Source organism: Pseudomonas sp. GW821-FHT09E04 (genome assembly GCF_059416185.1).
Genome location: NZ_JBWKOR010000005.1, coordinates 545,014 through 569,460, shown reverse-complemented (window position 1 = coordinate 569,460; position 24,447 = coordinate 545,014). Strand labels below are relative to the sequence as shown.

The window sequence follows — 24,447 nt, the reverse complement described above, 5'->3', positions numbered from 1 at the left end:
GTTTTTGTTCTTTTTTTCGAACGACCTATTGTCCTTTACCCCCTTTGATCCTACGATCCGTTTGAGATTTCAAACGCTCTTTGATCGGGTGCCGAGCCGCACGTGTTTGCAACCGTGCACACTTCAGGTGCTTCAGCCCGGTGAATGATTTCCCTGACGGCAGCCTTGCGAGGCGCCTTTCTACAATCATAATTTTGCTCCGCGCTGGCCGCGGTGCTGTTAAGGAAAGCCGACATGCAGCTTAAAGACACCCAGTTGTTCCGCCAGCAAGCCTTCATCGATGGCGCTTGGGTCGACGCGGACAACGGTCAGACGATCAAGGTCAACAACCCGGCCACTGGCGAAATCCTGGGCACCGTGCCGAAGATGGGCGCTGCCGAAACCCGCCGTGCCATCGAAGCCGCCGACAAGGCGCTGCCGGCCTGGCGTGCACTGACCGCCAAGGAGCGTGCAGGCAAACTGCGTCGCTGGTTCGAACTGATCATCGAGAACCAGGAAGACCTGGCTCGCCTGATGACCCTCGAGCAGGGCAAGCCACTGGCCGAAGCCAAGGGCGAGATCGTCTACGCCGCTTCGTTCATCGAGTGGTTCGCCGAAGAAGCCAAGCGCATCTACGGTGACGTGATTCCGGGCCACCAGCCTGACAAGCGCCTGATCGTGATCAAGCAGCCGATCGGCGTGACCGCCGCCATCACCCCGTGGAACTTCCCGGCGGCGATGATCACCCGTAAAGCAGGCCCGGCCCTGGCCGCTGGTTGCACCATGGTGCTCAAGCCGGCTTCGCAAACCCCGTTCTCCGCTTTCGCCCTGGCCGAACTGGCCCAGCGCGCCGGCATCCCTAAAGGTGTGTTCAGCGTGGTGTCTGGCAGCGCTGGCGACATCGGCAGCGAGCTGACCAGCAACCCGATCGTGCGCAAACTGTCCTTCACCGGTTCGACCGAAATCGGTCGTCAGCTGATGTCGGAATGCGCCAAGGACATCAAGAAAGTCTCGCTGGAACTGGGCGGCAACGCACCGTTCATCGTGTTCGATGACGCGGACCTGGATAAGGCCGTCGAAGGCGCGATCATTTCCAAGTACCGCAACAACGGCCAGACCTGCGTCTGCGCCAACCGTCTGTACATTCAGGATTCGGTCTACGACGCCTTCGCCGAGAAGCTGAAAGCGGCCGTCGCCAAACTGAAGATCGGCAACGGTCTGGAAGATGGCACCACCACCGGCCCGCTGATCGACGAAAAAGCCGTGGCCAAGGTGCAAGAACACATCGCTGACGCCGTTGCCAAAGGCGCAACCGTGCTGGCCGGTGGCAAGCAGATGGAAGGCAACTTCTTCGAGCCGACCATCCTGACCAACGTGCCAAAAAACGCTGCGGTGGCCAAGGAAGAAACCTTCGGTCCGCTGGCGCCGCTGTTCCGCTTCAAAGACGAAGCCGAAGTGATCGCGATGTCGAACGACACCGAGTTCGGTCTGGCTTCCTACTTCTACGCTCGCGACCTGGGCCGTGTATTCCGTGTGGCTGAAGCCCTGGAGTACGGCATGGTCGGCGTCAACACCGGGCTGATCTCCAACGAAGTCGCGCCGTTCGGCGGCATCAAGGCCTCGGGCCTGGGCCGTGAAGGCTCCAAGTACGGCATCGAAGATTACCTGGAAATCAAATACCTCTGCCTGGGCATCTAAGCCGGGAAAGGGATCGCTGCAAACGCAAAGGGCACGAGAGCGCTGTCCCTTTGCGTCGTTTCAAACCGGAATTTTCTCTGCGGCCGGGAACGCCGTGGCAGTCGATCATCGCATGCTGCCACCGCCGATTCCTCCCGCTTAATCCTTGAACCACGCCGCCCGATGAGCGGTGAATGAGGACTGTAATGAGCAAGACTAACGCTGAACTGATGGCCCGTCGTACCGCAGCTGTTCCACGTGGTGTTGGCCAGATCCACCCGATTTTTGCCGAGTCCGCGAAGAACGCGACCGTGACCGACGTTGAAGGTCGTGAATTCATCGACTTCGCCGGCGGTATCGCCGTGCTGAACACCGGCCACGTGCACCCGAAAATCATCGCCGCCGTGACCGAACAGCTGAACAAGCTGACTCACACCTGTTTCCAGGTACTGGCCTACGAGCCATACGTTGAGCTGTGCGAAAAAATCAACGCTCGCGTACCGGGTGACTTCGCCAAGAAAACCCTGCTGGTGACCACCGGTTCCGAAGCCGTTGAAAACGCCGTGAAGATCGCCCGTGCTGCCACTGGCCGTGCTGGCGTGATCGCTTTCACCGGCGCATACCACGGTCGCACCATGATGACCCTGGGCCTGACCGGTAAAGTCGTGCCTTACTCGGCCGGCATGGGCCTGATGCCAGGCGGCATCTTCCGCGCGCTGTACCCGAACGAACTGCACGGCGTGAGCATCGACGACTCGATCGCTTCCATCGAACGCATCTTCAAGAACGACGCCGAGCCGAAAGACATCGCCGCGATCATCATCGAGCCTGTGCAGGGTGAAGGTGGTTTCTACGTCGCGCCGAAGGAATTCATGAAGCGTCTGCGTGCCCTGTGCGACCAGCACGGCATCCTGCTGATCGCTGACGAAGTGCAGACCGGCGCTGGCCGTACCGGTACTTTCTTCGCCATGGAACAGATGGGCGTTGCCGCCGACCTGACCACCTTCGCCAAATCCATCGCTGGCGGCTTCCCGCTGGCTGGTGTCTGCGGCAAGGCCGAATACATGGACGCCATCGCGCCAGGCGGCCTGGGCGGCACCTACGCCGGTAGCCCGATCGCTTGCGCCGCGGCCCTGGCCGTGATGGAAGTGTTCGAAGAAGAAAAACTGCTGGACCGCTGCAAGGCTGTCGGCGAGCGTCTGGTAACCGGCCTGAAGGCCATCCAGGCCAAGTACCCGGTGATCGGCGAAGTCCGTGCCCTGGGCGCCATGATTGCCGTCGAGCTGTTCGAAAACGGCGACAGTCACAAGCCAAACCCGACCGCAGTCGCTGCCGTCGTGGCCAAGGCGCGTGACAAGGGCCTGATCCTGCTGTCCTGCGGCACCTACGGCAACGTTCTGCGCGTCCTGGTACCGCTGACCTCGCCGGACGAGCAACTGGACAAAGGCCTGGCGATCATCGAAGAGTGCTTCTCGGAGCTGTAAGCCCGGGCACTGTGTGATCGGATCGACAAAAAACCCGCTTCGGCGGGTTTTTTTACGCTTGCTGAAACACATACCCCGCATTCGAGCTGTATCGAAACGCCAGCATTGGCTAAGGTTCAAGCATTGCAAGGGAGGGCGAGCATGCCTGCCGTCGAATTACCCGCTGTACCCCGAGTCCTGATTGCCGAGGCCGACCCATGGTCTCGTGACCTGCTCAAACAGGTTTTGCTCAACGTGCGCTGCGATGCGCGGCTGGATCTGTGCGCCGATGGCCAGGAGGCGATGACGCTGCTCAGCGAAGTCCCCTATGACCTGGCGATCGTCGACTGGGAGCTGCCCGGTGTCGACGGTTTGAATGTGTTGCGCAGTGTCCGCCAGCGCAAACGCAATCCGCCGCTGCCGTTCATTCTGATGAGCAGCCGCAACGACAGCGCCAGTGTGCGCGAAGCCCTGCCATTGGCGCCGACGGCCTATCTGGCCAAACCCCTGAACATGGAAAGCCTGACCGAGCGTTTGCAGGGGCTGCTGCTCAATGCCGGCGAGGAAGTGTTCTGCGAAGTGCCTGCACTGGCGCCGGGCATGACCCTGTCGGTGTTCCTCGAGCGTCGCCGCGAGCAGGCCGACGGCGCACCGTTGATGACCGACGTACAGGTGGCGGTCAAACGCAGCCTCAACCCCAACGGGCTGGATCTGAAGCTGCTGGAAGAGGAAGTCCGCACCGACCCGCAGATCACCGCCGTGTTGATCGCCGCAGCCAACAGTGCCGCTCAGCATCACGGTGCGGCGGTGCAGACCCTGGCTCAGGCGCTGCATCGCCTGGGCACCGGCCAAAGCATGAACCTGATCCTCGGCCTGGCCCTCAAGCGCAGCGCCAGACTCAGCGATCCATGCCTGGCGGACTACGCGGAGCGCTATTGGGGCCTGTCGCTACACACCGCTGAATACGCGCGTACCCTGGCGCGTCTGCTCGATCTGGATCAGGAACGCTGCTATTGCGCCGGGATGCTCCATCGTCTCGGCGATCTGGCGTTGCTGCGTTGTTTGCAGGAGTGGAAGCAGGCCGGCGGCGAGCTGGATGAACTGGAGGAAGTCGGCGATGCGCTGGCGGAATTCGGTGCGGCGTACGGCTCGGCGTTGCGTACTCGCTGGCGTTTGCCGCTGGAGTTGCGCGAGTTGATTGCATCCGTCTACCAGCTCGGTGGCGGGGTGTACTCCCGCGAAGCGCTGGTGATGAACATGGCGGCGCAAATGGCGCGACTGACCGAGCACGAGGGCGTCGAGGAGCTGGCTAAGAGTCGCACGGCGCGCTTGCTCAAGATCGGGCTGCCGGAGCTGATGCGGATGCGCAAATAGCGCTTGTTCCGCATCAGCGCTGTGTTCAGCCGGAAATGATCCGGTTCTTGCCCTGACGCTTGGCCTCGTACATCGCCGCATCGGCTCGGGCGAACAGGTCGTCGAGGCTTTCGTCTTCCGGGGTGAGGCTGGTGAGGCCCTGGCTGACGGTGATGCCGAAGGCCTGTTCACCGTGGCTGAAGCTCAGACGCTGGATTTCCTGTTGCAGGCGCTCGGCCACCTGCATCGCCATGTCCGGCGCGCAGCCCGGAAAAACCGCAGCAAATTCCTCACCGCCAATCCGTCCGAACAGATCCCCCCGACGCAACGAGGCGCGGCCACTTTCGGCGATTCGTTGCAGCACGTGGTCGCCTTCCGGGTGGCCGTAGGTATCGTTGATCACTTTGAAGTCATCGATGTCCAGCAACAGAAACGCCAGTGGCGCACCCTGTAAACGGGCTTCTTCAAACTCGCGGTTGGCGCATTCGAAGAAGTGTCGACGGTTGCTGCTTTGGGTCAGCACGTCGGTGGTGGCCAGGCGTTGCAGCTCGGTTTCCATCTGTTTTTTCTCGGTGATGTCTTCGGCGATGCCGACGATGATCACCGGTTGTCCCGGTTCTTCCTGGCGGTTGATGAAGCACTTGTCGCTGATCCAGCGCACCTGACCGTCGGCGTCGATGATCCGGTATTCGCGGTCTTCCACGGCGCCTTTGTGCAGCACTTCGGCGAGGCTGCGTTCGGCGTATTCCAGATCCTCGGGGTAGATGCTGTCGCGCCACTGGTTATGGTCGGCGAGCAGCAGGGCGGCTGAACGGCCGAAAATCCGTTCATAGGCGGGGCTGACGTACAGCACCTGACGGGTTTCCCAGTTGAAGGCCCAAAGCACGGCGTTGACGCTGACCAGCAGCGAGCTGAACAGCTGTTCGCGTTCGCTCAGGCGCGCCACTTCGCCTTGGGCGTGCATCAGCGCCATCAGGGTTTGTGCGGCCTCTGGCCACTGGGGAAGGGATGAGTCTTTTTGATTGTTGTTGACCATCGACACGGATCTCAAAGGGCGTGCCGATCAGTCGACAACGGCCACGGGACAGCCCGCCGGGGGTGGCGAAGTGTCTTTGAGATAGGGGATCGGGGGTGAAGTTCCGAAGGGGGCGCCCGGGAACCGGGCGCACCGATCAACGGCATCAGACGGCGGCGGGGCGCAGCGAGTAGGTTTTCAACTGGTCGGCGAATTCGCGCAGGGACTGGATACCGCTGGCCTCGGCCTCGTGTACCCATTCCTTGATGGCCGCGAGCATGTCGTGGCCATTTGCGCTGGTCTTGACCCAGATCTGCTGCAGGGCCAGGCGTTTCTCGTAAATTACCTTCAGCGCCTGGCTGTGCTCGAGCATGTTCTGGATACGCGCGTGGTGGCGATCTTCCAGCAGGCTGGTTTCACGGGAAAGCAGACGCTTGGCGCGGTGGAACTGATGGCGTACCGAATGATCGACCTTGTCCAGCTCCTGCTTGACCAGCGGCCCGATCACCAGCTTGCGGTACTGGGCCATGATCTGGAAGCGGTTGTTGAGGATCGCCATGGCGGTGTCCATGTCCAGGCTGCCCTTGCCTTCGACGCGGTGGGCGATCGGCGCAACGCGCTGCACCTTGGCCAGACGCAGGAAGCTGAAGACCTGGATCCAGGCCCAACCGAGGTCGAACTCCCACTTCTTGACCGACAGTTTGGCCGAGTTGGGGTAGGTGTGATGGTTGTTGTGCAGCTCTTCGCCGCCGATCAGGATGCCCCATGGCACCAGATTGGTCGCGGCATCGCGGCATTCGAAGTTGCGGTAGCCGATGGCATGGCCGAGACCATTGACTACGCCGGCGGCCCAGACCGGGATCCACATCATCTGGATCGCCCAGATGGTGATGCCGATGGTGCCGAACAGCAGCAGGTCGACGACCGCCATGATTGCAATGCCCAGCAACCGATGGCGGCTGTAGAGGTTGCGCTCGATCCAGTCTTCCGGGCAGTTCTTGCCATAGATGCGCAGGGTCTCGGCGTTCTGCGCTTCCTCGCGGTACAGCTCGGCGCCTTTGCGCAGCACTGTCGACAGACCCTTGACGACCGGGCTGTGCGGGTCATCGGCGGTTTCGCATTTGGCGTGGTGTTTGCGGTGGATGGCCGTCCACTCGCGGGTGTTCTGCGCCGTGGTCAGCCACAGCCAGAAACGGAAGAAATGCTTCAGCCCGGCATTCAGCTCCAGGGAGCGATGGGCCGAGTAGCGGTGCAAGTAGACCGTGACGGCAACGATCGTCACATGGGTCATCAGCAGGGTGACGGCGACCAGTGACCAGGCCGACAAGCCAAGAAAACCTTCGTACCACATAGGCTATAGGGCCCTCGATAAAGAAAAAACAGCCGTTGCATTATCACCAAGCACACAGATAAAACCAGTCGCCCTTTCAGATAAGAGATGGCTGGATGTTTCTTGACCTATAATCCCGACATTTTTGTAGGGACATGGACGGCCGAATGTCTGCCTCATACCGCGATGCCTTGCGTGCAGCGCTGCTTTACCTGGTCCTTGCCGTTGTCTGGCTGCAAGGCATTGGCTATTTATTGAACAGTTTCTTCGATAGCTCTGATGAGTTGCTGCGTTGGCAACTGATCAACGGCTATGCCTTTGTGGTGTTCAGCGCCGGTTTGATCTTTCTTGCCCGGGCGCGCCTGTTCGAATGCCTTGGCATTGGTGCCCGGTTGCGCGAGCGCCAGGCCGATCGCGAACGCCTGCGTCAGGCGGCTGCGGTATTCGACTGCACCCGCGAAGGCGTGCTGGTCACGGACCGGCAGGGGCTGATCGTGCACGTCAATCGCGCCTTCATGGAAATCACCGGTTATCAGCGTGAAGAAGTCATTGGCCAGCAGCCCAGCCTGTTCAAGTCCGGGCACCATCCTCCGGGGTTCTATCAGGCGATGTTCGCCACATTGCAGGCGCAGGATGAATGGAGCGGCGAGATCTGGAACCGTCGTAAAAGCGGCGAGATTTATCCGCAATGGCAGACGATCCGCGTCATTCGGGACGAAGACGGTCGGCTCAGCCACTACGTCGCGGTGTTTTCCGATATCAGCGCGATCAAGGATTCCGAGCATGAACTCAAGCACCTGGCCCACCACGATCCGCTGACCGATCTGCCCAATCGCCTGCTGTTCAGCGATCGCGCCGAACAGGCGCTGGCGTCGGCGCAGACCCACAAGCGCGGCTGTGCGCTGCTGATGATCGATCTGGACCACTTCAAACTGATCAACGACAGCCTCGGCCACAACATCGGTGACCGCTTGCTCAAGGCGGTCGCCGCGCGTTTGCAGGCGCTGTTCGGCTCTGGCATCACCCTGGCGCGGCTGGGTGGTGATGAATTCGCAGTATTGGCGGAAAGTTGTCCACAGCCTGCGCAGGCGGCGGCGCTGGCCCAACGCATTCTCGATGCGCTCAAGGAGCCGTTCTGCCTCGACGGTCATGAACTGTTCATCAACGCCAGCCTCGGCATCAGTCTGTTTCCCAGCGATGCGTTGAGCGCCGAACAGCTGTTGCGCAACGCCGATGCGGCGCTGTTCAAGGCCAAGAGCAGCGGCCGCAACGGCTACGCGCTGTACACCGAAGAACTCACTGCCCATGCCCAGCAACGGGTGGAAATCGCCTTCGAACTGCGCCGTGCGCTGGAGCAGCAGGAGTTGCGGGTCTACTACCAACCGGTGCACGACCTGAAAACCAGCCGCCTGATCGGCGTCGAGGCGCTGGTGCGCTGGGAACATCCGCAGCGGGGGCTGGTGTCGCCGGCGGAGTTCATCCCGATTGCCGAGCGCACCGGGATGATCTCGGAAATCGACGCCTGGGTCATGCAGCAAGCCTGCCGGCAGATGTGCCAATGGCAGCAGGCCGGGGTCGTGCTGTCGTTTGTCGCGGTGAACGTGTCGTCGCGGCTGTTCGCCCGCCGCGAGCTTTATCAACAGGTGGCGCAAGTGCTGCACGACACCGGGCTGGACCCGGCCTATCTGGAACTGGAAGTTACCGAAAGCGCGGTGATGGACGATCCGGAAGTCGCGCTGGAACAGATGCATCGTCTGCGCGAGCTGGGCATTCGCCTGGCCATCGATGACTTTGGCACCGGTTATTCGTCGCTGCTGCGGCTCAAGCGCCTGCCGGTGCAGAAACTCAAGATCGATCAGGGCTTCGTCGCCGGCCTGCCGTGGGACGAGGACGACGCGGCGATCGTCCGGGTGATCATCGCCCTGGCGCGCAGCATGGGCATGCAGGTACATGCCGAGGGCATCGAGCAGGCCGAGCAGGCGGCGTTCCTGCTGGAGCAGGCCTGCGATCTGGGGCAGGGCTACTGGTTCGGGCGGCCGGTGCCCGAAGCTCAAATCGACTGGACCCGAGCGCCGGCAATCGGCTGACGGTTGTGCACAGCGGGTTTGTAATCGGGCAAATCCGCCGCAAACCCTTGCTGCATCACATAATGTTTTCCAGTTATATAAACATTCTTAAATAGTCTTTTTAAGAATATCCGCGCCTCTCTTATATTGCTCCCACGCCGAACGCAGTGCCGCCCACTGCCAGGCATATCCCATACAAAGGAGCAGCACCATGAGCGCATCCCTGCGTAGCGTTGACGGTCAGGACGAAACCACCATCTTGCGCGAAATCCAGAGCGCCTTGCGCGACCTGCGTTTCGGCGCGGTGGAAATCACTGTGCACAACGCCCAAGTGGTCCAGATCGAACGCAAAGAGAAATTCCGTCTGCAGCAACCGGGTAACAAACCGGCCTGATTCGTAGTCTGCGGCAGCTCCTGCGGGGAGCTGTTGGCAGAAGCTGCCACAGGCTGCGGTCGTTGAATGAGCAACCCGATTCCAGCAATACATAAGAAAAAGCCACCACCAAGAATTCCAGGAGCTTTCACCATGTCGTCGATTCGCCGTTACGCTTTGGCCGCCCTGGCCAGCGCTGTGTTTGCCGGTTCCGCGGTTGCCAAGGATTACGAACTGCTCAACGTTTCGTATGACCCGACGCGCGAGCTGTATCAGGATTACAACGCCGAATTCGTGAAGTACTGGCAGGCAGAGCATGCCGGCGACACCGTGAAAATCCAGCAATCCCACGGCGGTTCGGGCAAGCAGGGCCGTGCGGTGATCGACGGTCTGCGCGCCGACGTCGTGACCCTGGCCCTGGCCGGCGACATCGACGAAATCGCCAAGCTCGGCAAGACCCTGCCGGCCGACTGGCAGAAGCGTCTGCCGGACGCGAGCACCCCGTACACCTCGACCATCGTGTTCCTGGTGCGCAAGGGCAACCCGAAAGGCATCAAGGACTGGGGTGACCTGGTCAAGAACGACGTCTCGGTGATCACTCCGAACCCGAAAACCTCCGGCGGTGCGCGCTGGAACTTCCTTGCGGCGTGGGCCTACGGCCTGAAAGCCAACGGCGGCAACGAAGCCAAAGCCAAGGAATACGTCCAAACCCTGTTCAAACACGTTCCGGTCCTGGACACCGGCGCCCGTGGCTCGACCATCACCTTCGTCAACAACGGTCAGGGTGACGTGTTGCTGGCCTGGGAAAACGAAGCCTTCCTGGCGCTGAAAGAAGACGGCGGCAAGGACAAGTTCGACATCGTCGTGCCTTCGCTGTCGATCCTCGCCGAACCACCGGTGGCGGTGGTCGACAAGAACGCCGAGAAGAAGGGCAACGAGCAGATCGCCGAAGCCTACCTCAAGCACCTGTACAGCCCGGCCGGCCAGGAAATCGCGGCGAAGAACTTCTACCGCCCGCGTGACAAGGACGTGGCTGCCAAGTACGCCCAGCAGTTCCCGAAACTGGAACTGGTGACCATCGACAAGGACTTCGGCGGCTGGAAAACCGCGCAGCCGAAATTCTTCAACGATGGTGGCGTGTTCGACCAGATCTATCAGGCGCAGTAAGTTTCAATAGCCTAAAACGAGCCCCGGATTTATGTTCGGGGCTTTGCGCGTTCTCAAACCAAGGACTTTTATGTCGCGTCGTATCTCCCCCGTCATACCCGGCTTCGGGCTGACGCTGGGCTACACCTTGGTGTACCTCAGCCTGATTGTGCTTATCCCGCTGGCGGCGATGTTCGTCCACGCCGCCCAACTCACCTGGGATCAGTTCTGGACGATCATCTCCGCGCCCCGCGTTCTCGCCGCACTGAAGCTGAGCTTCGGCACTGCGCTGTGCGCCGCGATCATCAACGGCATCATCGGCACGTTGCTGGCCTGGGTGCTGGTGCGCTACACGTTCCCGGGGCGCAAGGTGATCGACGCGATGATCGATCTGCCGTTCGCCCTGCCGACCGCAGTGGCCGGTATCGCGCTCACTGCGTTGTACACGCCGACCGGGCTGGTCGGGCAGTTCGCCGCCGACCTCGGTTTCAAGATTGCCTACACCCCGCTCGGGATTACCCTGGCGCTGACCTTCGTGACCCTGCCGTTCGTGGTGCGCACGGTGCAGCCGGTGCTGGCTGACATTCCGCGTGAAGTCGAAGAAGCGGCGGCGTGCCTCGGTGCCAAGCCGTTTCAGGTGTTCCGCCACATCCTGCTGCCGGCATTGTTGCCAGCCTGGCTGACCGGTTTTGCCCTGGCGTTCGCCCGGGGCGTCGGCGAGTACGGTTCGGTGATTTTCATCGCCGGCAACATGCCGATGAAAACCGAGATCCTGCCGCTGCTGATCATGGTCAAGCTCGACCAGTACGACTACACCGGCGCTACCTCCATCGGCGTGCTGATGCTGGTGGTTTCCTTCGTCCTGTTGCTGCTGATCAACTTGCTGCAGCGGCGCATCGAAACCCCATAAGGAGGCGCGAACCATGTCCCAATCGTCTATTGCGGCCGCTTCCTCGGCCAACGCCGCCCGCCGTGGCAGCGCCACTTCGCGCAGAATCCTGATCGGCCTCGGCTGGCTGATTTTCTTCCTGTTTCTGCTGTTGCCGCTGTTCATCGTGGTGTCGCAGGGTTTGAAGAACGGCCTCGGTGCGTTCTTCACCGCGATCTTTGAACCGGATGCCTTGTCGGCGCTGAAACTCACGGTGATCGCCGTGCTGATTTCGGTGCCGCTGAACCTGGTGTTCGGTGTCAGCGCCGCGTGGTGCGTGAGCAAATACTCGTTCCGTGGCAAGAGTATGCTGGTGACGCTGATCGACCTGCCGTTCTCGGTGTCGCCGGTGATCGCAGGTCTGGTCTATGTGTTGATGTTCGGCGCCCAGGGCCTGTTCGGGCCGTGGCTGCAGGATCACGACATCCAGATCGTCTTCGCCCTGCCGGGCATCGTGCTGGCGACGATCTTCGTCACCGTGCCGTTCGTGGCCCGTGAGCTGATCCCGCTGATGCAGGAACAAGGCACTCAGGAAGAGGAAGCCGCGCGTCTGCTCGGCGCCAATGGCTGGCAGATGTTCTGGCACGTGACCGTCCCCAACATCAAATGGGGCCTGATCTATGGCGTGGTGCTGTGTACCGCGCGGGCCATGGGTGAGTTCGGTGCGGTGTCGGTGGTTTCCGGGCACATTCGCGGGGTGACCAACACCTTGCCGCTGCACGTCGAGATCCTCTACAACGAATACAACCACGTGGCCGCGTTCGCCGTGGCGAGCCTGTTGCTGATCCTGGCGCTCTTCATCCTGCTGCTCAAGCAGTGGAGCGAAAACCGTATCAACCGCCTGCGCGCCAGCGCCGCGGAGGAATAATTCATGTCGATCGAAGTGCGTAACGTCAGCAAGAATTTCAACGCGTTCAAGGCGCTGGACAACATCAGCCTGGATATCCACAGCGGCGAGCTGGTGGCGCTGCTCGGCCCGTCCGGCTGCGGCAAGACCACCTTGCTGCGCATTATTGCCGGTCTGGAAACCCCGGATAACGGCAACATCGTGTTCCACGGCGAAGACGTTTCCGGCCACGACGTGCGGGATCGCAACGTCGGTTTCGTGTTCCAGCACTACGCTTTGTTCCGCCACATGACCGTGTTCGACAACGTCGCATTCGGCCTGCGTATGAAGCCGAAAAACCAGCGCCCGAGCGAAAGCCAGATCGCGACCAAGGTTCACGAGCTGCTGAACATGGTGCAACTGGACTGGTTGTCGGATCGTTATCCGGAGCAACTGTCTGGCGGCCAGCGTCAGCGTATCGCTTTGGCTCGCGCCCTGGCGGTAGAACCGAAAGTGCTGCTGCTCGACGAGCCGTTCGGTGCCCTCGACGCCAAGGTGCGTAAAGAGCTGCGCCGCTGGCTGGCGCGTCTGCACGAAGACATCAACCTGACCTCGGTGTTCGTGACCCACGACCAGGAAGAGGCGATGGAAGTGGCCGACCGTATCGTGGTGATGAACAAGGGTGTGATCGAGCAGATTGGCTCACCGGGCGATGTCTACGAAAACCCGGCCAGCGATTTCGTCTATCACTTCCTCGGCGATTCGAACCGTCTGCATCTGGGCGATGACAACCACGTGCTGTTCCGTCCACACGAAGTGTCGCTGTCGCGGCATGAGCTGGAGGATCACCACGCCGCTGAAGTCCGCGATATCCGGCCGCTAGGTGCGACCACGCGAGTGACGTTGAAGGTTGAAGGCCAGGCGGATCTGATCGAGGCTGAAGTAGTGAAGGATCACGACAGCCTGACCGGGTTGGCGAAGGGGGAGACGTTGTTCTTCAAGCCGAAGGTTTGGCAGAAAGTCGCCAACGTTTGATCTTGCGCGTTCCCACGCTCTGCGTGGGAACGCCGCGGGATGCATTCCCACGCAGAGCGTGGGCACGAGCGAATCAGCCTGTATTCAGACAGTCGCACGATTCGGATTGACCCGCACCACACCTGCCCGCGCTTCAATCTGCTCTTTCAGCTCATGACGCATCCCGAGCATGAAAGCCAACTCGGCCACCACAAACAGCGGCCCGACAATCAACCCGCTCAAGTCATCGACGAACGCCGGTTTGCGCCCTTCATAGTGGTGCCCGACAAACTGGATCACCCAGCCAATCACAAACATCGCCAGGCCGCTGCTCAGCCAGACCAGGGTGCTTTGCTGTGCCAAAGCATGCCCGGCCCAGACGGAAAGCCCCATCAGCACCGTCATCAACACACCGAGTTTCACTTCCAGTCGCAGGTAAAACCACGCCGAAGCCAGCGCCAAGATAACGGCAGGCGAAATCCACAATCCGCCTACCGACCATTCCGGCCGCGACAACAGCACGGCCACCGCCACCACAATCAGCGGAATCCCGATAAAGTGGCTGGCGATGTTGCGCGGGTCACGGTGGTAAGCGGCGTATTGACTCAAATGATCGACGAGGCTTTTCATTGTTGTTCCTCCTGTAGGGTGATCGAATCATGCCCCGGGTAAACGGTTCGCTCTGTCAGGCAGGCGACAATCTTTAGGAGAACGCATGGATAAGGTCTGGCGCGAGCGCCTGCTGACCGGGCAATGGTTCAGTCATCTGCCTTCGTCCTTTCAGGATAGTCTGCTGGCGGCGGCCAAGGAGCGGCGGCTGGCGGCGGGGCAGCGGCTGTTCCAGCGCGGCGATGCGCCGTGCGGGCTGTATGCGGTACTCGACGGCGCAGTGCGCATCGGTGCGGTCAGCGAGCAGGGCAAGGAGGCATTGCTGAGCCTGGTGGAGGCGCCGCACTGGTTCGGCGAAATTTGCTTGTTCGACGGTCAGCCACGCACCCACGATGCTTATGCGGTCGGTCCTTGTACCCTGCTGAACATTCCTCAGGCCACGCTACTGAAGCTGCTCGACGAACACCCCGTTTACTGGCGGCATCTGGCCTTGCTGATGAGCCACAAACTGCGTCTGACCTTCATCAACCTTGAACAGCTGAGCCTGCTACCGGCCCCGGCGCGTCTGGCTCATCGCTTGCTGATGATCGCCGAAGGCTACGGTGAACTCGATCCGCCACGCCGGGTGCTGCAACTGCCTCAGGAGCAACTGGCATCGATGCTGTCGCTGTCGCGCCAGACCACCAACCAGATCCTCAAGGAGCTGCAGGGGCAGGGGATTATCGGCTTGAGTTATGGCGAAATCGAAATCCTCGACGCTGCGCGATTGCGAGCGCTGGCTACCGTTTGAAACTCAGCGCAACTGATCCCGAAACTGCCCTGGCGTCATTCCCGTCCAGCGTTTGAACGCGCGACTGAAGCTGCTCGTATCAGCAAACCCCAACAGATAACTGACCTCGCTCAACGAGCAGTGCGGATCCCGCAGGTGCAGCAGCGCCAGGTTCTCGCGGCTCTCATTCAGAAGCGTATCGAAGCGACAACCCTCATCCGCCAGATGCCGTTGCAGGCTGCGCAGGCTCAGGTGCAAAGCCTGGGCGATGCGTTCGGCACTGGGTTCGCCTTCGGGCAGTTGCTCTTCGATGGCGTCGCGGACTTTGCGCTCCCAGGTCAGCGGCTTGAGCTGGGCGAGGGTGCGCTTGAGCACCGCTTCGTTGTGCTCGGCCAGTTCCGGGTTGGCGTCGTCGAGGTGGCTGTCGAAGTCGGTGAGGGCAAATTCGATGCGGTCTTCTTCGGCGGCGAAATGCACGGGTGAGCGGAACACTTTGTGCCACTGGTGCTCATCGGCCGGTGCAGGCCGACGCAGATACACCGCCAGTGGCGCGTAGTCGCGGCCCAGGCGATTGCGGCAGGTGCGCACGTAGATTGCGGCGAAGGCGTCGATGGCTTCGAACGCCGGGGCCGGGTTGTCGGCCGGAATCTTAAGGCGAAACCGGTAGCGGTCTTCGGTGCGCGTCAGCTCCAGCTCCAGTGCGTCGCTGACCACTTGGTGATAACGCACGATCCGCTCGAACACTTCCCGCAAGCTGCCGCTGGCCACCAACGCGTATCCCAGCGCGTGAAATGTCGTGGGGCTGACGAATCGCGACACCCGCAAACCGATCGCCGGATCACCGCTGACCTGCACCGCGATTTCCCACAGGCGCGTGGTGGCGGACAACGGATAGCGGGCGTTCGGGTCGTCCATCAATTGTGGATCGAGCCCGGCCTGCTGGCACAGGGCAGTGCTGTCCAGCCCCAGCGCGTCGAGTTGCTTGCGCAGGGCACGGGTCCAGCTGGCGAGAGAAGTCGGTTCCTTCATGCTGATTGGCGCTTCCGGTCAACAGGTTGGCGTTCTCGGCTACCGCGTTCGGAACTTGCACAGGGCAGGATGCGAACATCAATAACCAGAGGATGGAAGCATGGACCGTACTTCTGCAAGTCCCCAGCGACACAATGCTGCCCAGCGATCAGCGCATATTCGCGAAGTGGTGCTGGCCAAAGGCGTCGAGCTGCGCGAGCGCTACCCGATTCTCAACCATCAGGACGCCCTCGGCGCGGGGATTCTGGCCTTCGCGCTGGCCGGGATGATCGGTTCGGCGGCGCTCTACATCAGCGGGCACATGGCTTGGTGGGTATGCCTGTTGCTGAACGCGTTTTTTGCCTCGCTGACCCATGAGCTCGAACACGACCTGATTCACAGCATGTATTTCCGCAAACAGCGCGTGCCGCACAATCTGATGATGGGGCTGGTGTGGCTGGCGCGGCCGAGCACGATCAACCCGTGGATCCGTCGTCATCTGCACCTCAATCACCACAAGGTGTCCGGCACCGAAACCGACATGGAAGAGCGGGCGATCACCAACGGTGAACCCTGGGGTTTTGCGCGGTTGCTGATGGTCGGCGACAACGTGATGTCGGCGTTCATTCGCATGCTGCGGGCCAGGACATGGACGCACAAGTTCAGCATCATCAAGCGTTCGCTGAAGGTCTACGCGCCGCTGGCGCTGGTGCATTGGGGCGCGTGGTATGTGTTTCTCGGTTTCCATGCGGCCAACGGCATCGCCTACTTGATGGGCTCGCCGATTGAATGGTCAGCGACCACGTTGTCGGTGATGCAAGTGATCGACATCGCCGCTGTGGTCATCATCGGGCCGAACGTGTTGCGCACTTTCTGCCTGCACTTCATCAGTTCGAACATGCATTACTACGGCGACATCGAAGCGGGCAATGTGCTTCAGCAGTGCCAGGTGTTGAACCCGTGGTGGCTGTGGCCGTTGCAGGCGTTCTGCTTCAACTTCGGCAGCAGTCACGGGATTCATCATTTTGTGGTTAAGGAGCCGTTTTACATTCGCCAGTTGACGGTGCCGGTGGCGCATAAGGTGATGCGGGAGATGGGGGTTCGGTTTAATGATTTTGGGACGTTTGGGCGGGCGAACAGGTTTGTTCGCAAGGAAAATGAAGGGTTGGCGGGTAAGGTGATCGAGGTGAACTGACTTTGCATGTTTAGCTTGAGAACCAGCCCTCACCCTAACCCTCTCCCGGGGGGAGAGGGGACTGATTGGGGGATATTGGAGAAGTACGCCGACGTGAACGAACTGTTCTGAATCCATCGTCGACGGTTTTTTTCAGGTCGATGTATAGCGAAAGACAACGTGGTCAGCTCCCTCTCCCTCCGGGAGAGGGCTGGGGTGAGGGCGGCTCTTGATCTGAGTATCAATCCGGCTGAAACGGCGACTCACTCAAGATCACCCCGGTCTCCTCCACATACCGCTGCCAATGCTCGATCAGCGCTTCAAGCTTCTGCGGCTGACTCGACGCCAGGTCATGAATCTCCCCCGGATCACTCCCCAGGTCATAAAGCTGCCAGGTCGCCGGCCCCACCGGCCCGGGGATCCACACCGCCTTCCACTGCCCCTGCCGAATCGCCCGGCGCCCGAACAGTTCCCAGCCGGTAACGGTGTGTTCGTCATGCACCTGCGCCGTTTCGCCGGACAAGAACCCCAGCCACGATTTGCCACGCAACAGCGCCACCGGTTTGCCGTGCCACTGCTTGCCCGGATGGCGCACGCCGGCCAGATCGAGGATGGTCGGCGTGATGTCCATCACCGTGCCGAAACCATGGCTGATCTGCCCCTTCAACGGCAGCTGCGGATAGTGCAACAGTGCCGGAACGCGAATCCCGCCCTCGGTGGTGAACGCTTTGAACAGGCGTGACGGCGCGGTCGCCACCTGCGCCCAGTTCGGCCCGTACCAGACGTAGGAATTGGCACGGCCGATGTTGTCGAGGCTGTTGTCGTAATGCTGGCTCAGGTAAGTCACCAGCTCCGGGCCGAATTTCGGGAAAGCCTCCAGCAGCGCGCCTTCGGCACCGTTGTCGGACATGAACAGGATGAAGGTGTTGTCGAGTTGGCCTTGCTGGCGCAGGTAGTCGACGACGCGGCCGATGTTCCAGTCCATGCGCTCGACCATCGCGGCGTAGACCTCCATCGCCCGGGCGGAAATCCGTTTTTGCTCATCGCTCAGCGCGTCCCATTGAGCGGTCAGTTGGATCAGCGGATGCGGCTCGACATCCGGCTCGATCAGCCCCAGCGATTTGAGTTTTTCCAGACGCTCGAGGCGCAAGACTTCGGGGCCCGCGTCGTAGCGGCCACGGTATTTTTCGACGATGTCGGCGGGTGCCTGCAACGGCCAGTGCGGCGCGGAAAACGGCAGGTACGCGAAGAACGGCCGGCTCTGATCGCGCTCTTTGAGGTACTGCAACAGCTTGTCGCCGAAAGCGTCGGAGGAATAGAAATCCTTGGGCAATTCGTCGATGAAAGTGTCGTCTTCGATGTACAGCGCAGGGGTGGATTTCAGCAATCCCGGCGTGTGTTCATCGTAGGTCGGTTCGAATCCGTAGTGGTTCGCGGCGCCGGGCAGCAGCGAGAACGAGCGCTCGAAGCCACGGGCGTGGGGCGCCAGTTCGGCGGTCAGGCCCAGGTGCCATTTGCCGCTCATCAACGTCTGGTAGCCGGCCTCGCGCAGCAACTCCGGCAACGCGACGACGCGGTCGTTGAGGTAACCCTCGTAACCCGGTTTGCCGATCAGTTCCGGCGTCAGCGTTTCGGCCATGGTACCGATGCCGGCGATGTGGTGATCGGTGCCGGTGAGCAGCATCGAGCGGGTCGGCGAGCAGGTCGGTGCAGTGTGAAAGTCGGTCAGGCGCAGGCCGTTGTTGGCCAGGGCATCGAGGTTCGGTGTGGCGATTTCGCCGCCGAAGGCACCGATGTCGGAGAAGCCGAGGTCATCGGCCAGAATCACCAGAAAGTTGGGACGTTGCGGCATCAACAGGCTCCTGTTCAGCAGGCAATGAACGACAACGGCAGATCACGGATCTGTACCGGCACGCTCGGTTGGTAATGGTCATCACTGGTCAGTTCGTGCAGCAGTTCTTCGCGTAACTGATGGAAGTCAAAACTGCTGCGCTGGCGCGGATGGGGCAGGGCGATGTCCACCACTTGTTTGATCCGGCCGGGGCGCGGTTCCATCACCACCACGCGATCAGCGAGGAAAATCGCTTCCTCGACATCGTGAGTGACCAGAATCGTGGTGATTTTTGCCCGTTCACGAATCGCCAGCAGCTCGTCCTGCATCTGCTGGCGGGTCAGCGCGTCGAGGGCACCGAAGGGTTCGTCGAGCAGCAGGATCCGTGGGCTCGCCACCAGCCCGCGAGCAATCGCCACGCGCTGCGCCATGCCACCGGAGAGTTGATGCGGGTAGGCGCGGGTGAAGTCGCGCAGGCCCACCAGTTCGATGAAGTCGTTGATGCGTTGCTGCTTTTCGGAGGCAGCCAGCGGCTCGTTGACCAGGCCCAGGCCGATGTTGTCGGCCACCGTCAGCCACGGGAACAAACGGTGTTCCTGAAACACGATGCCGCGTTCGCCGCCGATCCCGCTGACGGCTTTGCCATCGACCGTGATCTGCCCGCGAAACTGTGTGTCGAGGCCCACCAGCAAGCGCAGCAGAGTGGATTTGCCGCAGCCGCTGGAGCCGACGATGGCGACGAATTCGCCCTCGGCGATGTCGAGGTTGAATTCGCGAATCGCCTCCAGTTCGAAGCCGTCGACGTCGAAGGATTTGCCTACGTGGGTGAAGCTGACAATCGGTGCGTTCATGCGTGTCTCCAGCGGGTGGCGCGGATTTCCAGGCGTTGGCCAATGAGGTTGAGCAGGGCGCCGGTGAGGCCGACCAGCAGCATCCCGGCCATGATCAGGTCCATGCGCAGCAGTTGTTGGGCGCCGATCATCTGGCTGCCGATGCCGCCGTTGGACGGCATGAAATATTCGGCGCCGATGGTGCCGAGCCAGGCGTAGATCAGGCTCAGTCGAAGCCCGGCGAAAATCCCTGGCGCGGCGCCCGGCAGCACCAGTCGGCGCAGGCGTTGAGCGAGGCTCAGGCGCAGCACCTGCGCGGCTTCGTTGAGTTGTGGCGAAAGGTTGGCGACGCTGCGCTGGGTGGCGACGAACAGCGGGAAAAACGCGGCAAGGGCGACGAACACCCACTTGGCCAACTCGCCCAGACCGAACCATGCGGTCAACAGCGGCACCCAGGCGAAAATCGCGATCTGCCGCAGCGCGGCGAGAGTCGGGCCGAGCACGCGTTCGCTGGTGCGCGAAAGACCCAGCAGCAAACCCAGAACGAGGCCGAGGCCGCCGCCAATCAACAGGCCGCCGAGTGTGCGACCCAGGCTCAGGACCATGCCCGAGATCAACGTGCCATCGAGCAATCCGTTTTTCGTCGCCTCAAGCACCGCCAACGGGCTGACCAGAATGTTGGCGTCGACCCATTGCTGATCGACCGCCAGTTGCCACAGCGCAAACAACCCCAGCGGCAACAGCCACGGCTGCACGCGCTGCCAGCCTTCATAGCGCGGCCCGCGACGAATTTCTGCCGTGGCCGGGTGCGGCCAGTGCACCAGTTTTCTGTCCAGCCGGCCGATGCCGCGATCCATCGCCACGCCGATCAGGCCGATCACCACGATGCACACGAACACGATGTCGAGCATGAACAGCTGCCGCGCCCAGACCATCAGGTAACCGATGCCCTCGCTGGAGGCCAGCAGTTCCACCGCGAGCAATGAAGTCCAGCCAGCGGCCAGCGCCAGACGCACGCCGGCCATGAACGCCGGGAGGGCGGCGGGCAGCACCAGTCGGCGGATCAGCAGGCGTGGCGGCAGGCGCAACACGGCGGCGGCTTCGCGCAGTTTCGGTTGTGCGTCACGCACGCCGACCAGTGTGTGCAGGGTCACCGGCACCACGATGGCCTTGACCAGCACCACCAGTTTCAGTGTTTCGCCGATACCGAAAAACACCATGAACAGCGGAATCCACGCCAGCGTCGGCACCTGGGCCAGACCGGCGAAGGTCGGAAAGATGAGGCGTTCGAGGCGACGGCTGAACCCCAGCGCTGCACCGAGTACGGCACCAGCCGAGATCCCGGCGAGCAGGCCCCAGAACAGTCGTTGCAGGCTGATCCACAAGTGACTCCACAACTCGCCCTGGGACAGCTCGACGGCACTGCTCCACACCAGCGATGGCGCCGGCAGGATCTGTTCGCTCATCCATTGATTGCGCGCCGCCAGCCACCACAGGGCGAACAGCCCGAGCGGCAGTAGCCAGGGTAAAACGCGGTGGCTCAGGCTTGGCCAAGTGCGCCGGTTTTTCAACGGCGGTGCGGCCAGTGGCAGGCTGAGCAGGGATTCACGGGCCATGGGTGACCTCCGTTGTCGGGTTGGATCGAGTCAGCGGAATTAGCTAAAAACTAATTGTTATAAGTGAATTAAAAAATAATCATTTTGGAGATAAGCAGCGCCATTTAAGGCCTCCAGCCCTGCACGCATCCAATGCATTCGAAGAATATTTTCGATGCTCTCCATGCATACCGCTCTGCATGTCCCGACTTTGCTGGCTTAGCTTTAAAAGCTATAAAAATGTGCTTTTTAAGTATTTAAGCGCTGGTACGGATTGCGCCTACTTTCGGCTCCTCAATGCCCGCCGTGATCAGGAGCCGCACCCATGAACCTTCCCTTCAAACGTGTCATCAGCCTGTTTGCCGCGCCGGCACTGGCGGGTCTGCTGGCGTTCTCTGCCCAGGCCGACGAGCTCAAGGAAATCAGGATCGCCGTGCCTGATCTGAGCGCCGGCACCCAGCACAGCGGCGGGGGCATCGTGGACGTGCTGCGCGATCAGCAGATCTTCGAAAAGGCCTTCGCCGATCAGGGCATCAAGATTCAGTGGAGTTTCTTCAAGGGCGCTGGGCCGGTGATCAACGAGGCGTTCGCCAACGGTCAGGTGGACCTGGCGTATCTGGGTGATCTGGCGGCCATCATCGGCAAGTCCAACGGGCTGGATACGCGTCTGCTCAGCGCCAGCGCCCGGGGTGTGAAGCAATACCTGGGCGTGGTGCCGGGTTCGGGGATCAAAACGTTGCAGGATCTCAAGGGCAAGCGCGTGGCGATCTTCCGGGGCACCGCGACCCAGTTGTCGTTCGATGCGGCATTGGCCAGCGTGGGCCTGAGCGAGAAGGACGTGAAGGTGATCAACCTCGATTTCAACGCAGCGGTTGCCGCGCTGGCGGCGAAGCAGATCGATGCGTCGTGGGGCAGCTCCGGGCTCACCGCCTTGCAGGCCAAGGGCCTGGCCGAGTTGCCACTGAACACCAAGGACCTCGGTGGTGCCGGCAGTGTGCAGTCGGTGCTGGTGGGTACCGGCAAGTTTGTCGACGGGCACCCGGAAGCCGTGGCGAAGCTGCTCAAGGCGCAGCAACAGGCGGTAGAGTGGCTGACTCAGGACAGCAACAAGGACGCCTACGTGCAACTGGTTTCGGGGCTGGCGAGCTATCCGCCGGTCATCCTGACTCAGGATCTGAAGGATCAGAACCTGAGTGAAGTGTTCCCGTCGACACTGGATCCGCTGTTCCTCGAAAACCTGCAGGGCAAGGTGGATCTGGCGGCGCAGCAGAAGCTGATCCGCAAGCCGTTCAAGGTGAACGAGTGGGTGGCGCCTGAGCTGGCGGCTGCGAAGCTCTGAGTGATGTGATCCTTCCCACGTTGAGCGTGGGAAGGATCCTTAAACCGCGACACTGATTTCCTGTTTATCCACCGCCACCAACGTCTCGATCATCGCCCGCGCCGCCGGTGACAGCCGGAATCCCGTGCGGCTCACAATCCCGCACCGCGCATTCATGCTTTCCAGATTCTGCGGCAGGTTGCGCCAGTGCAGCAGCGCCAGTGAGCCCTGGGCGATGTCCTCGACAAACGCCTCTTCAGTGCCCACGCCAATCGCGTTGGATTGCAGCACCACTTTCACCAGCGCCGGAAAATGCTCGGTCTCGATGGTGGGGGAAAAGTCGATCCGGCCGCTGAGGTTCGCCAGCAGTTTGCGAATGCCCGGCGGGATCAGCGTGGTCGCCAGCGGGTAGTCGAACATGTCGTTGGTCGACAGGCTTTCTTTGGCCAGCAGCGGATGCCCCGGCCGGCAGAAAAATACCCCGCGCTTGGGTGTCAGCGGCTGGGTCTGGAAGTTCGGGTCGGACTCGAAATGGCGGATGTCGGCGATGAAGAACTCGATCTCCTCGCGGCTCAGGGCGCGGCTGAGTTTTTCCCAGTTATCCACCTGAAAACAGGTGCGCACTTTCGGGTGCGCATTGATGAATTGCGCCACCGCATCCGGCACCAGTTTCACCGCCGGCGCCGGTCCGCAACCGAAGTGCAGTTCGCCGGCGTCGAGCTTGGTCATCTGCGTCACCTCGGCGCTGAGCAATGCCGCGCCCTGCACCAGGGTCAGGGCGTGTTGCAGCACCACCTGGCCTTCGGGCGTGGGGCGCAGATCCTTGTTGCCGCGATCCACCAGCACGCAGCCGAACTCCTGCTCCAGCCCTTGAATGCTGCGGCTGAACGCCGGTTGAGTGATGCCCATGGCATCGGCCGCGCGGACAAAACTGCGGTGTTCGTTGAGGGCGATGAAGTAGCGCAACTGGCGAAGATCCATATGCTTTTCCGGCATCCTAAAAATAGCTCGAAGGCATTTGCGACGAGGGTTGCTTGAGGTTTTAAATGCAAGCTCTTATTCCGTCAACGAAGCATGTGAATATCTATTAGATGTAAATGGAATATAGATAGAGCGTTGTTTCGCTGCCGTCCAACCGCAAGCAGTCGATGAGGGTCTACCCATGAGCAATGCCGCACTCGCTGTAAAACCCGCTGTCCACGCGCTGGAGATTCATCCGGTGGCCGGCCGTATCGGCGCCGAAATCCGTGGCGTGCACCTGTCCGGTGAGCTGGATGCCGCGACGGTTGAAGCCATTCAACAGGCGCTGGTGCAATACAAGGTCGTGTTCTTCCGCGAGCAGACTCAGCTCGACGATCAGCGCCAGGAAGCCTTTGCACATCTGCTCGGCGAGCCGGTGGCGCATCCGACTGTGCCGTCCCGCGAGGGCACTCGTTATCTCTTGGAGCTGGATGGCGCCGAAGGGCAGCGAGCCAACTCCTGGCACACCGACGTGACCTTCGTTGATGCCTACCCGAAAGCGTCGATCCTGCGCTCGGTGGTGGCTCCGGCATTCGGCGGCGACACCCTGTGGGCGAACACCGCGACCGCGTACAACGAACTGCCGACCGAATTGCGCGAGCTGGCGGACAAACTGGTGGCCGTGCACAGCAACGAGTACGACTACGCCGGGGCGAAGCCGGACGTGTCGGCTGAGAAGCTTGAGCGCTATCGCAAGATCTTCACCTCGACCGTCTACGAGACCGAGCATCCGGTGGTCCGCGTACACCCGATCAGCGGCGAAAAAAGCTTGCTGCTGGGGCATTTCGTCAAACGCATCAAGGGTTACTCCCAGGCTGATTCGGCGCACCTGTTCGGCTTGTTGCAGAGTCATGTGATTCGTCAGGAAAACACCGTGCGCTGGCGCTGGAAGGCCGGTGATGTGGCGATCTGGGATAACCGTTCGACGCAGCATTACGCGATTGATGATTACGGCACTCAGGACCGGGTGGTGCGTCGGGTGACGCTCAAAGGGGAAGTGCCGGTCGGGGCGAACGGGCAGCGTAGCCAGACCATCAAAGGGCGCGATTAAGATGATCGTTCCCACGCTTTGCGTGGGAATGCCTCAATGGACGCTCTGCGTCCGCTTTGGGACGCAGAGCGT

Annotated in this window: 21 protein-coding genes; 13 read left to right on the top strand and 8 right to left on the bottom strand. The window is 61.3% G+C overall.

The features are described 5' to 3' along the window. The first annotated feature begins 234 nt into the window (after positions 1 to 234). From gabD to AC07N4_RS21335, 3 genes are all read left to right on the top strand, one after another. Entirely contained in the window at positions 235 to 1,677 is a 1,443-nt protein-coding gene (gene gabD / locus AC07N4_RS21345; RefSeq protein ID WP_085712649.1) for an NADP-dependent succinate-semialdehyde dehydrogenase, read from the top strand. 185 nt (positions 1,678 to 1,862) lie between these two features. Further along, complete coding sequence (gene gabT / locus AC07N4_RS21340; RefSeq protein WP_007957613.1) at positions 1,863 to 3,140, top strand: 4-aminobutyrate--2-oxoglutarate transaminase; 1,278 nt, start codon at positions 1,863 to 1,865, stop codon at positions 3,138 to 3,140. A gap of 141 nt (positions 3,141 to 3,281) precedes the next feature. After that, on the top strand, positions 3,282 to 4,493 hold the full coding sequence (locus AC07N4_RS21335; RefSeq protein ID WP_102620557.1) for a response regulator: 1,212 nt from the start codon (positions 3,282 to 3,284) through the stop codon (positions 4,491 to 4,493). A gap of 25 nt (positions 4,494 to 4,518) precedes the next feature. Here AC07N4_RS21335 and AC07N4_RS21330 read toward each other — a convergent pair whose 3' ends face one another. Beyond that, positions 4,519 to 5,508 carry a GGDEF domain-containing protein gene (locus tag AC07N4_RS21330; protein ID WP_102620558.1) on the bottom strand — a complete coding sequence of 330 codons (990 nt, stop codon included), beginning with the start codon at positions 5,506 to 5,508 and terminating at the stop codon, positions 4,519 to 4,521. Positions 5,509 to 5,653: 145 nt separating this feature from the next. Next, a complete protein-coding gene (gene desA / locus AC07N4_RS21325; RefSeq protein ID WP_493065909.1) occupies positions 5,654 to 6,838 on the bottom strand; it encodes a delta-9 fatty acid desaturase DesA in 1,185 nt (394 codons plus the stop codon). Between the two features lie 146 nt (positions 6,839 to 6,984). Between desA and dibA the strand changes: the two genes are divergently transcribed. From dibA to AC07N4_RS21295, 6 genes are all read left to right on the top strand, one after another. After that, complete coding sequence (dibA, locus tag AC07N4_RS21320; RefSeq protein ID WP_096821859.1) at positions 6,985 to 8,904, top strand: phosphodiesterase DibA; 1,920 nt, start codon at positions 6,985 to 6,987, stop codon at positions 8,902 to 8,904. Positions 8,905 to 9,094: 190 nt separating this feature from the next. Next, the gene (oscA, locus tag AC07N4_RS21315; protein ID WP_085733386.1) at positions 9,095 to 9,277 is read left to right on the top strand and encodes a sulfur starvation response protein OscA; all 183 of its coding nucleotides are present in this window, start codon (positions 9,095 to 9,097) and stop codon (positions 9,275 to 9,277) included. Between the two features lie 132 nt (positions 9,278 to 9,409). Beyond that, positions 9,410 to 10,423, top strand: coding sequence for a sulfate ABC transporter substrate-binding protein (locus AC07N4_RS21310; RefSeq protein ID WP_096821860.1), 1,014 nt, complete (start codon positions 9,410 to 9,412; stop codon positions 10,421 to 10,423). Positions 10,424 to 10,493: 70 nt separating this feature from the next. Continuing rightward, positions 10,494 to 11,312, top strand: a complete 819-nt coding sequence (gene cysT, locus AC07N4_RS21305) for a sulfate ABC transporter permease subunit CysT (RefSeq protein WP_493065908.1) — start codon at positions 10,494 to 10,496, stop codon at positions 11,310 to 11,312. Positions 11,313 to 11,325: 13 nt separating this feature from the next. Continuing rightward, positions 11,326 to 12,198, top strand: a complete 873-nt coding sequence (gene cysW / locus AC07N4_RS21300; RefSeq protein WP_064361637.1) for a sulfate ABC transporter permease subunit CysW — start codon at positions 11,326 to 11,328, stop codon at positions 12,196 to 12,198. A gap of 3 nt (positions 12,199 to 12,201) precedes the next feature. Further along, complete coding sequence (locus AC07N4_RS21295) at positions 12,202 to 13,191, top strand: sulfate/molybdate ABC transporter ATP-binding protein (protein WP_096821861.1); 990 nt, start codon at positions 12,202 to 12,204, stop codon at positions 13,189 to 13,191. An 84-nt stretch (positions 13,192 to 13,275) separates the two neighbouring features. On the opposite strand, the gene AC07N4_RS21290 is transcribed toward AC07N4_RS21295, so the two are convergent. Then, a complete protein-coding gene (locus AC07N4_RS21290; protein WP_493065907.1) occupies positions 13,276 to 13,800 on the bottom strand; it encodes an Mpo1 family 2-hydroxy fatty acid dioxygenase in 525 nt (174 codons plus the stop codon). An 85-nt stretch (positions 13,801 to 13,885) separates the two neighbouring features. On the opposite strand from AC07N4_RS21290, the gene AC07N4_RS21285 reads away from it, so the two are divergent. Then, positions 13,886 to 14,569 carry a Crp/Fnr family transcriptional regulator gene (locus AC07N4_RS21285; protein WP_493065906.1) on the top strand — a complete coding sequence of 228 codons (684 nt, stop codon included), beginning with the start codon at positions 13,886 to 13,888 and terminating at the stop codon, positions 14,567 to 14,569. A gap of 3 nt (positions 14,570 to 14,572) precedes the next feature. Here the strand turns inward: AC07N4_RS21285 and AC07N4_RS21280 are convergent, their stop codons facing one another. Continuing rightward, positions 14,573 to 15,577: an AraC family transcriptional regulator gene (locus AC07N4_RS21280; protein ID WP_102620567.1), complete on the bottom strand. Its 1,005-nt coding sequence runs from the start codon at positions 15,575 to 15,577 to the stop codon at positions 14,573 to 14,575. Between the two features lie 100 nt (positions 15,578 to 15,677). On the opposite strand from AC07N4_RS21280, the gene AC07N4_RS21275 reads away from it, so the two are divergent. Next, positions 15,678 to 16,751 carry a fatty acid desaturase gene (locus AC07N4_RS21275; protein ID WP_493065905.1) on the top strand — a complete coding sequence of 358 codons (1,074 nt, stop codon included), beginning with the start codon at positions 15,678 to 15,680 and terminating at the stop codon, positions 16,749 to 16,751. Positions 16,752 to 16,971: 220 nt separating this feature from the next. Here the strand turns inward: AC07N4_RS21275 and AC07N4_RS21270 are convergent, their stop codons facing one another. From AC07N4_RS21270 to AC07N4_RS21260, 3 genes are read right to left on the bottom strand one after another with little or no spacing between them, the layout of a single operon-like run. After that, a complete protein-coding gene (locus AC07N4_RS21270) occupies positions 16,972 to 18,582 on the bottom strand; it encodes an arylsulfatase (protein ID WP_493065904.1) in 1,611 nt (536 codons plus the stop codon). 14 nt (positions 18,583 to 18,596) lie between these two features. Continuing rightward, a complete protein-coding gene (locus tag AC07N4_RS21265; protein ID WP_096821867.1) occupies positions 18,597 to 19,412 on the bottom strand; it encodes an ABC transporter ATP-binding protein in 816 nt (271 codons plus the stop codon). Further along, positions 19,409 to 21,007, bottom strand: a complete 1,599-nt coding sequence (locus tag AC07N4_RS21260) for an ABC transporter permease (protein ID WP_102620570.1) — start codon at positions 21,005 to 21,007, stop codon at positions 19,409 to 19,411. Before AC07N4_RS21260 ends, AC07N4_RS21265 begins: the two co-directional genes overlap by 4 nt. Positions 21,008 to 21,311: 304 nt before the next feature. Between AC07N4_RS21260 and AC07N4_RS21255 the strand changes: the two genes are divergently transcribed. Then, positions 21,312 to 22,325 (top strand): ABC transporter substrate-binding protein, encoded by a 1,014-nt coding sequence (locus AC07N4_RS21255; RefSeq protein ID WP_011331920.1) that lies wholly within the window; start codon positions 21,312 to 21,314, stop codon positions 22,323 to 22,325. Between the two features lie 39 nt (positions 22,326 to 22,364). Here AC07N4_RS21255 and AC07N4_RS21250 read toward each other — a convergent pair whose 3' ends face one another. Then, positions 22,365 to 23,285, bottom strand: a complete 921-nt coding sequence (locus AC07N4_RS21250) for a LysR family transcriptional regulator (protein ID WP_039764497.1) — start codon at positions 23,283 to 23,285, stop codon at positions 22,365 to 22,367. A 181-nt stretch (positions 23,286 to 23,466) separates the two neighbouring features. On the opposite strand from AC07N4_RS21250, the gene AC07N4_RS21245 reads away from it, so the two are divergent. Next, positions 23,467 to 24,375, top strand: a complete 909-nt coding sequence (locus AC07N4_RS21245; RefSeq protein WP_102620572.1) for a TauD/TfdA dioxygenase family protein — start codon at positions 23,467 to 23,469, stop codon at positions 24,373 to 24,375. Positions 24,376 to 24,447: the final 72 nt, after the last annotated feature.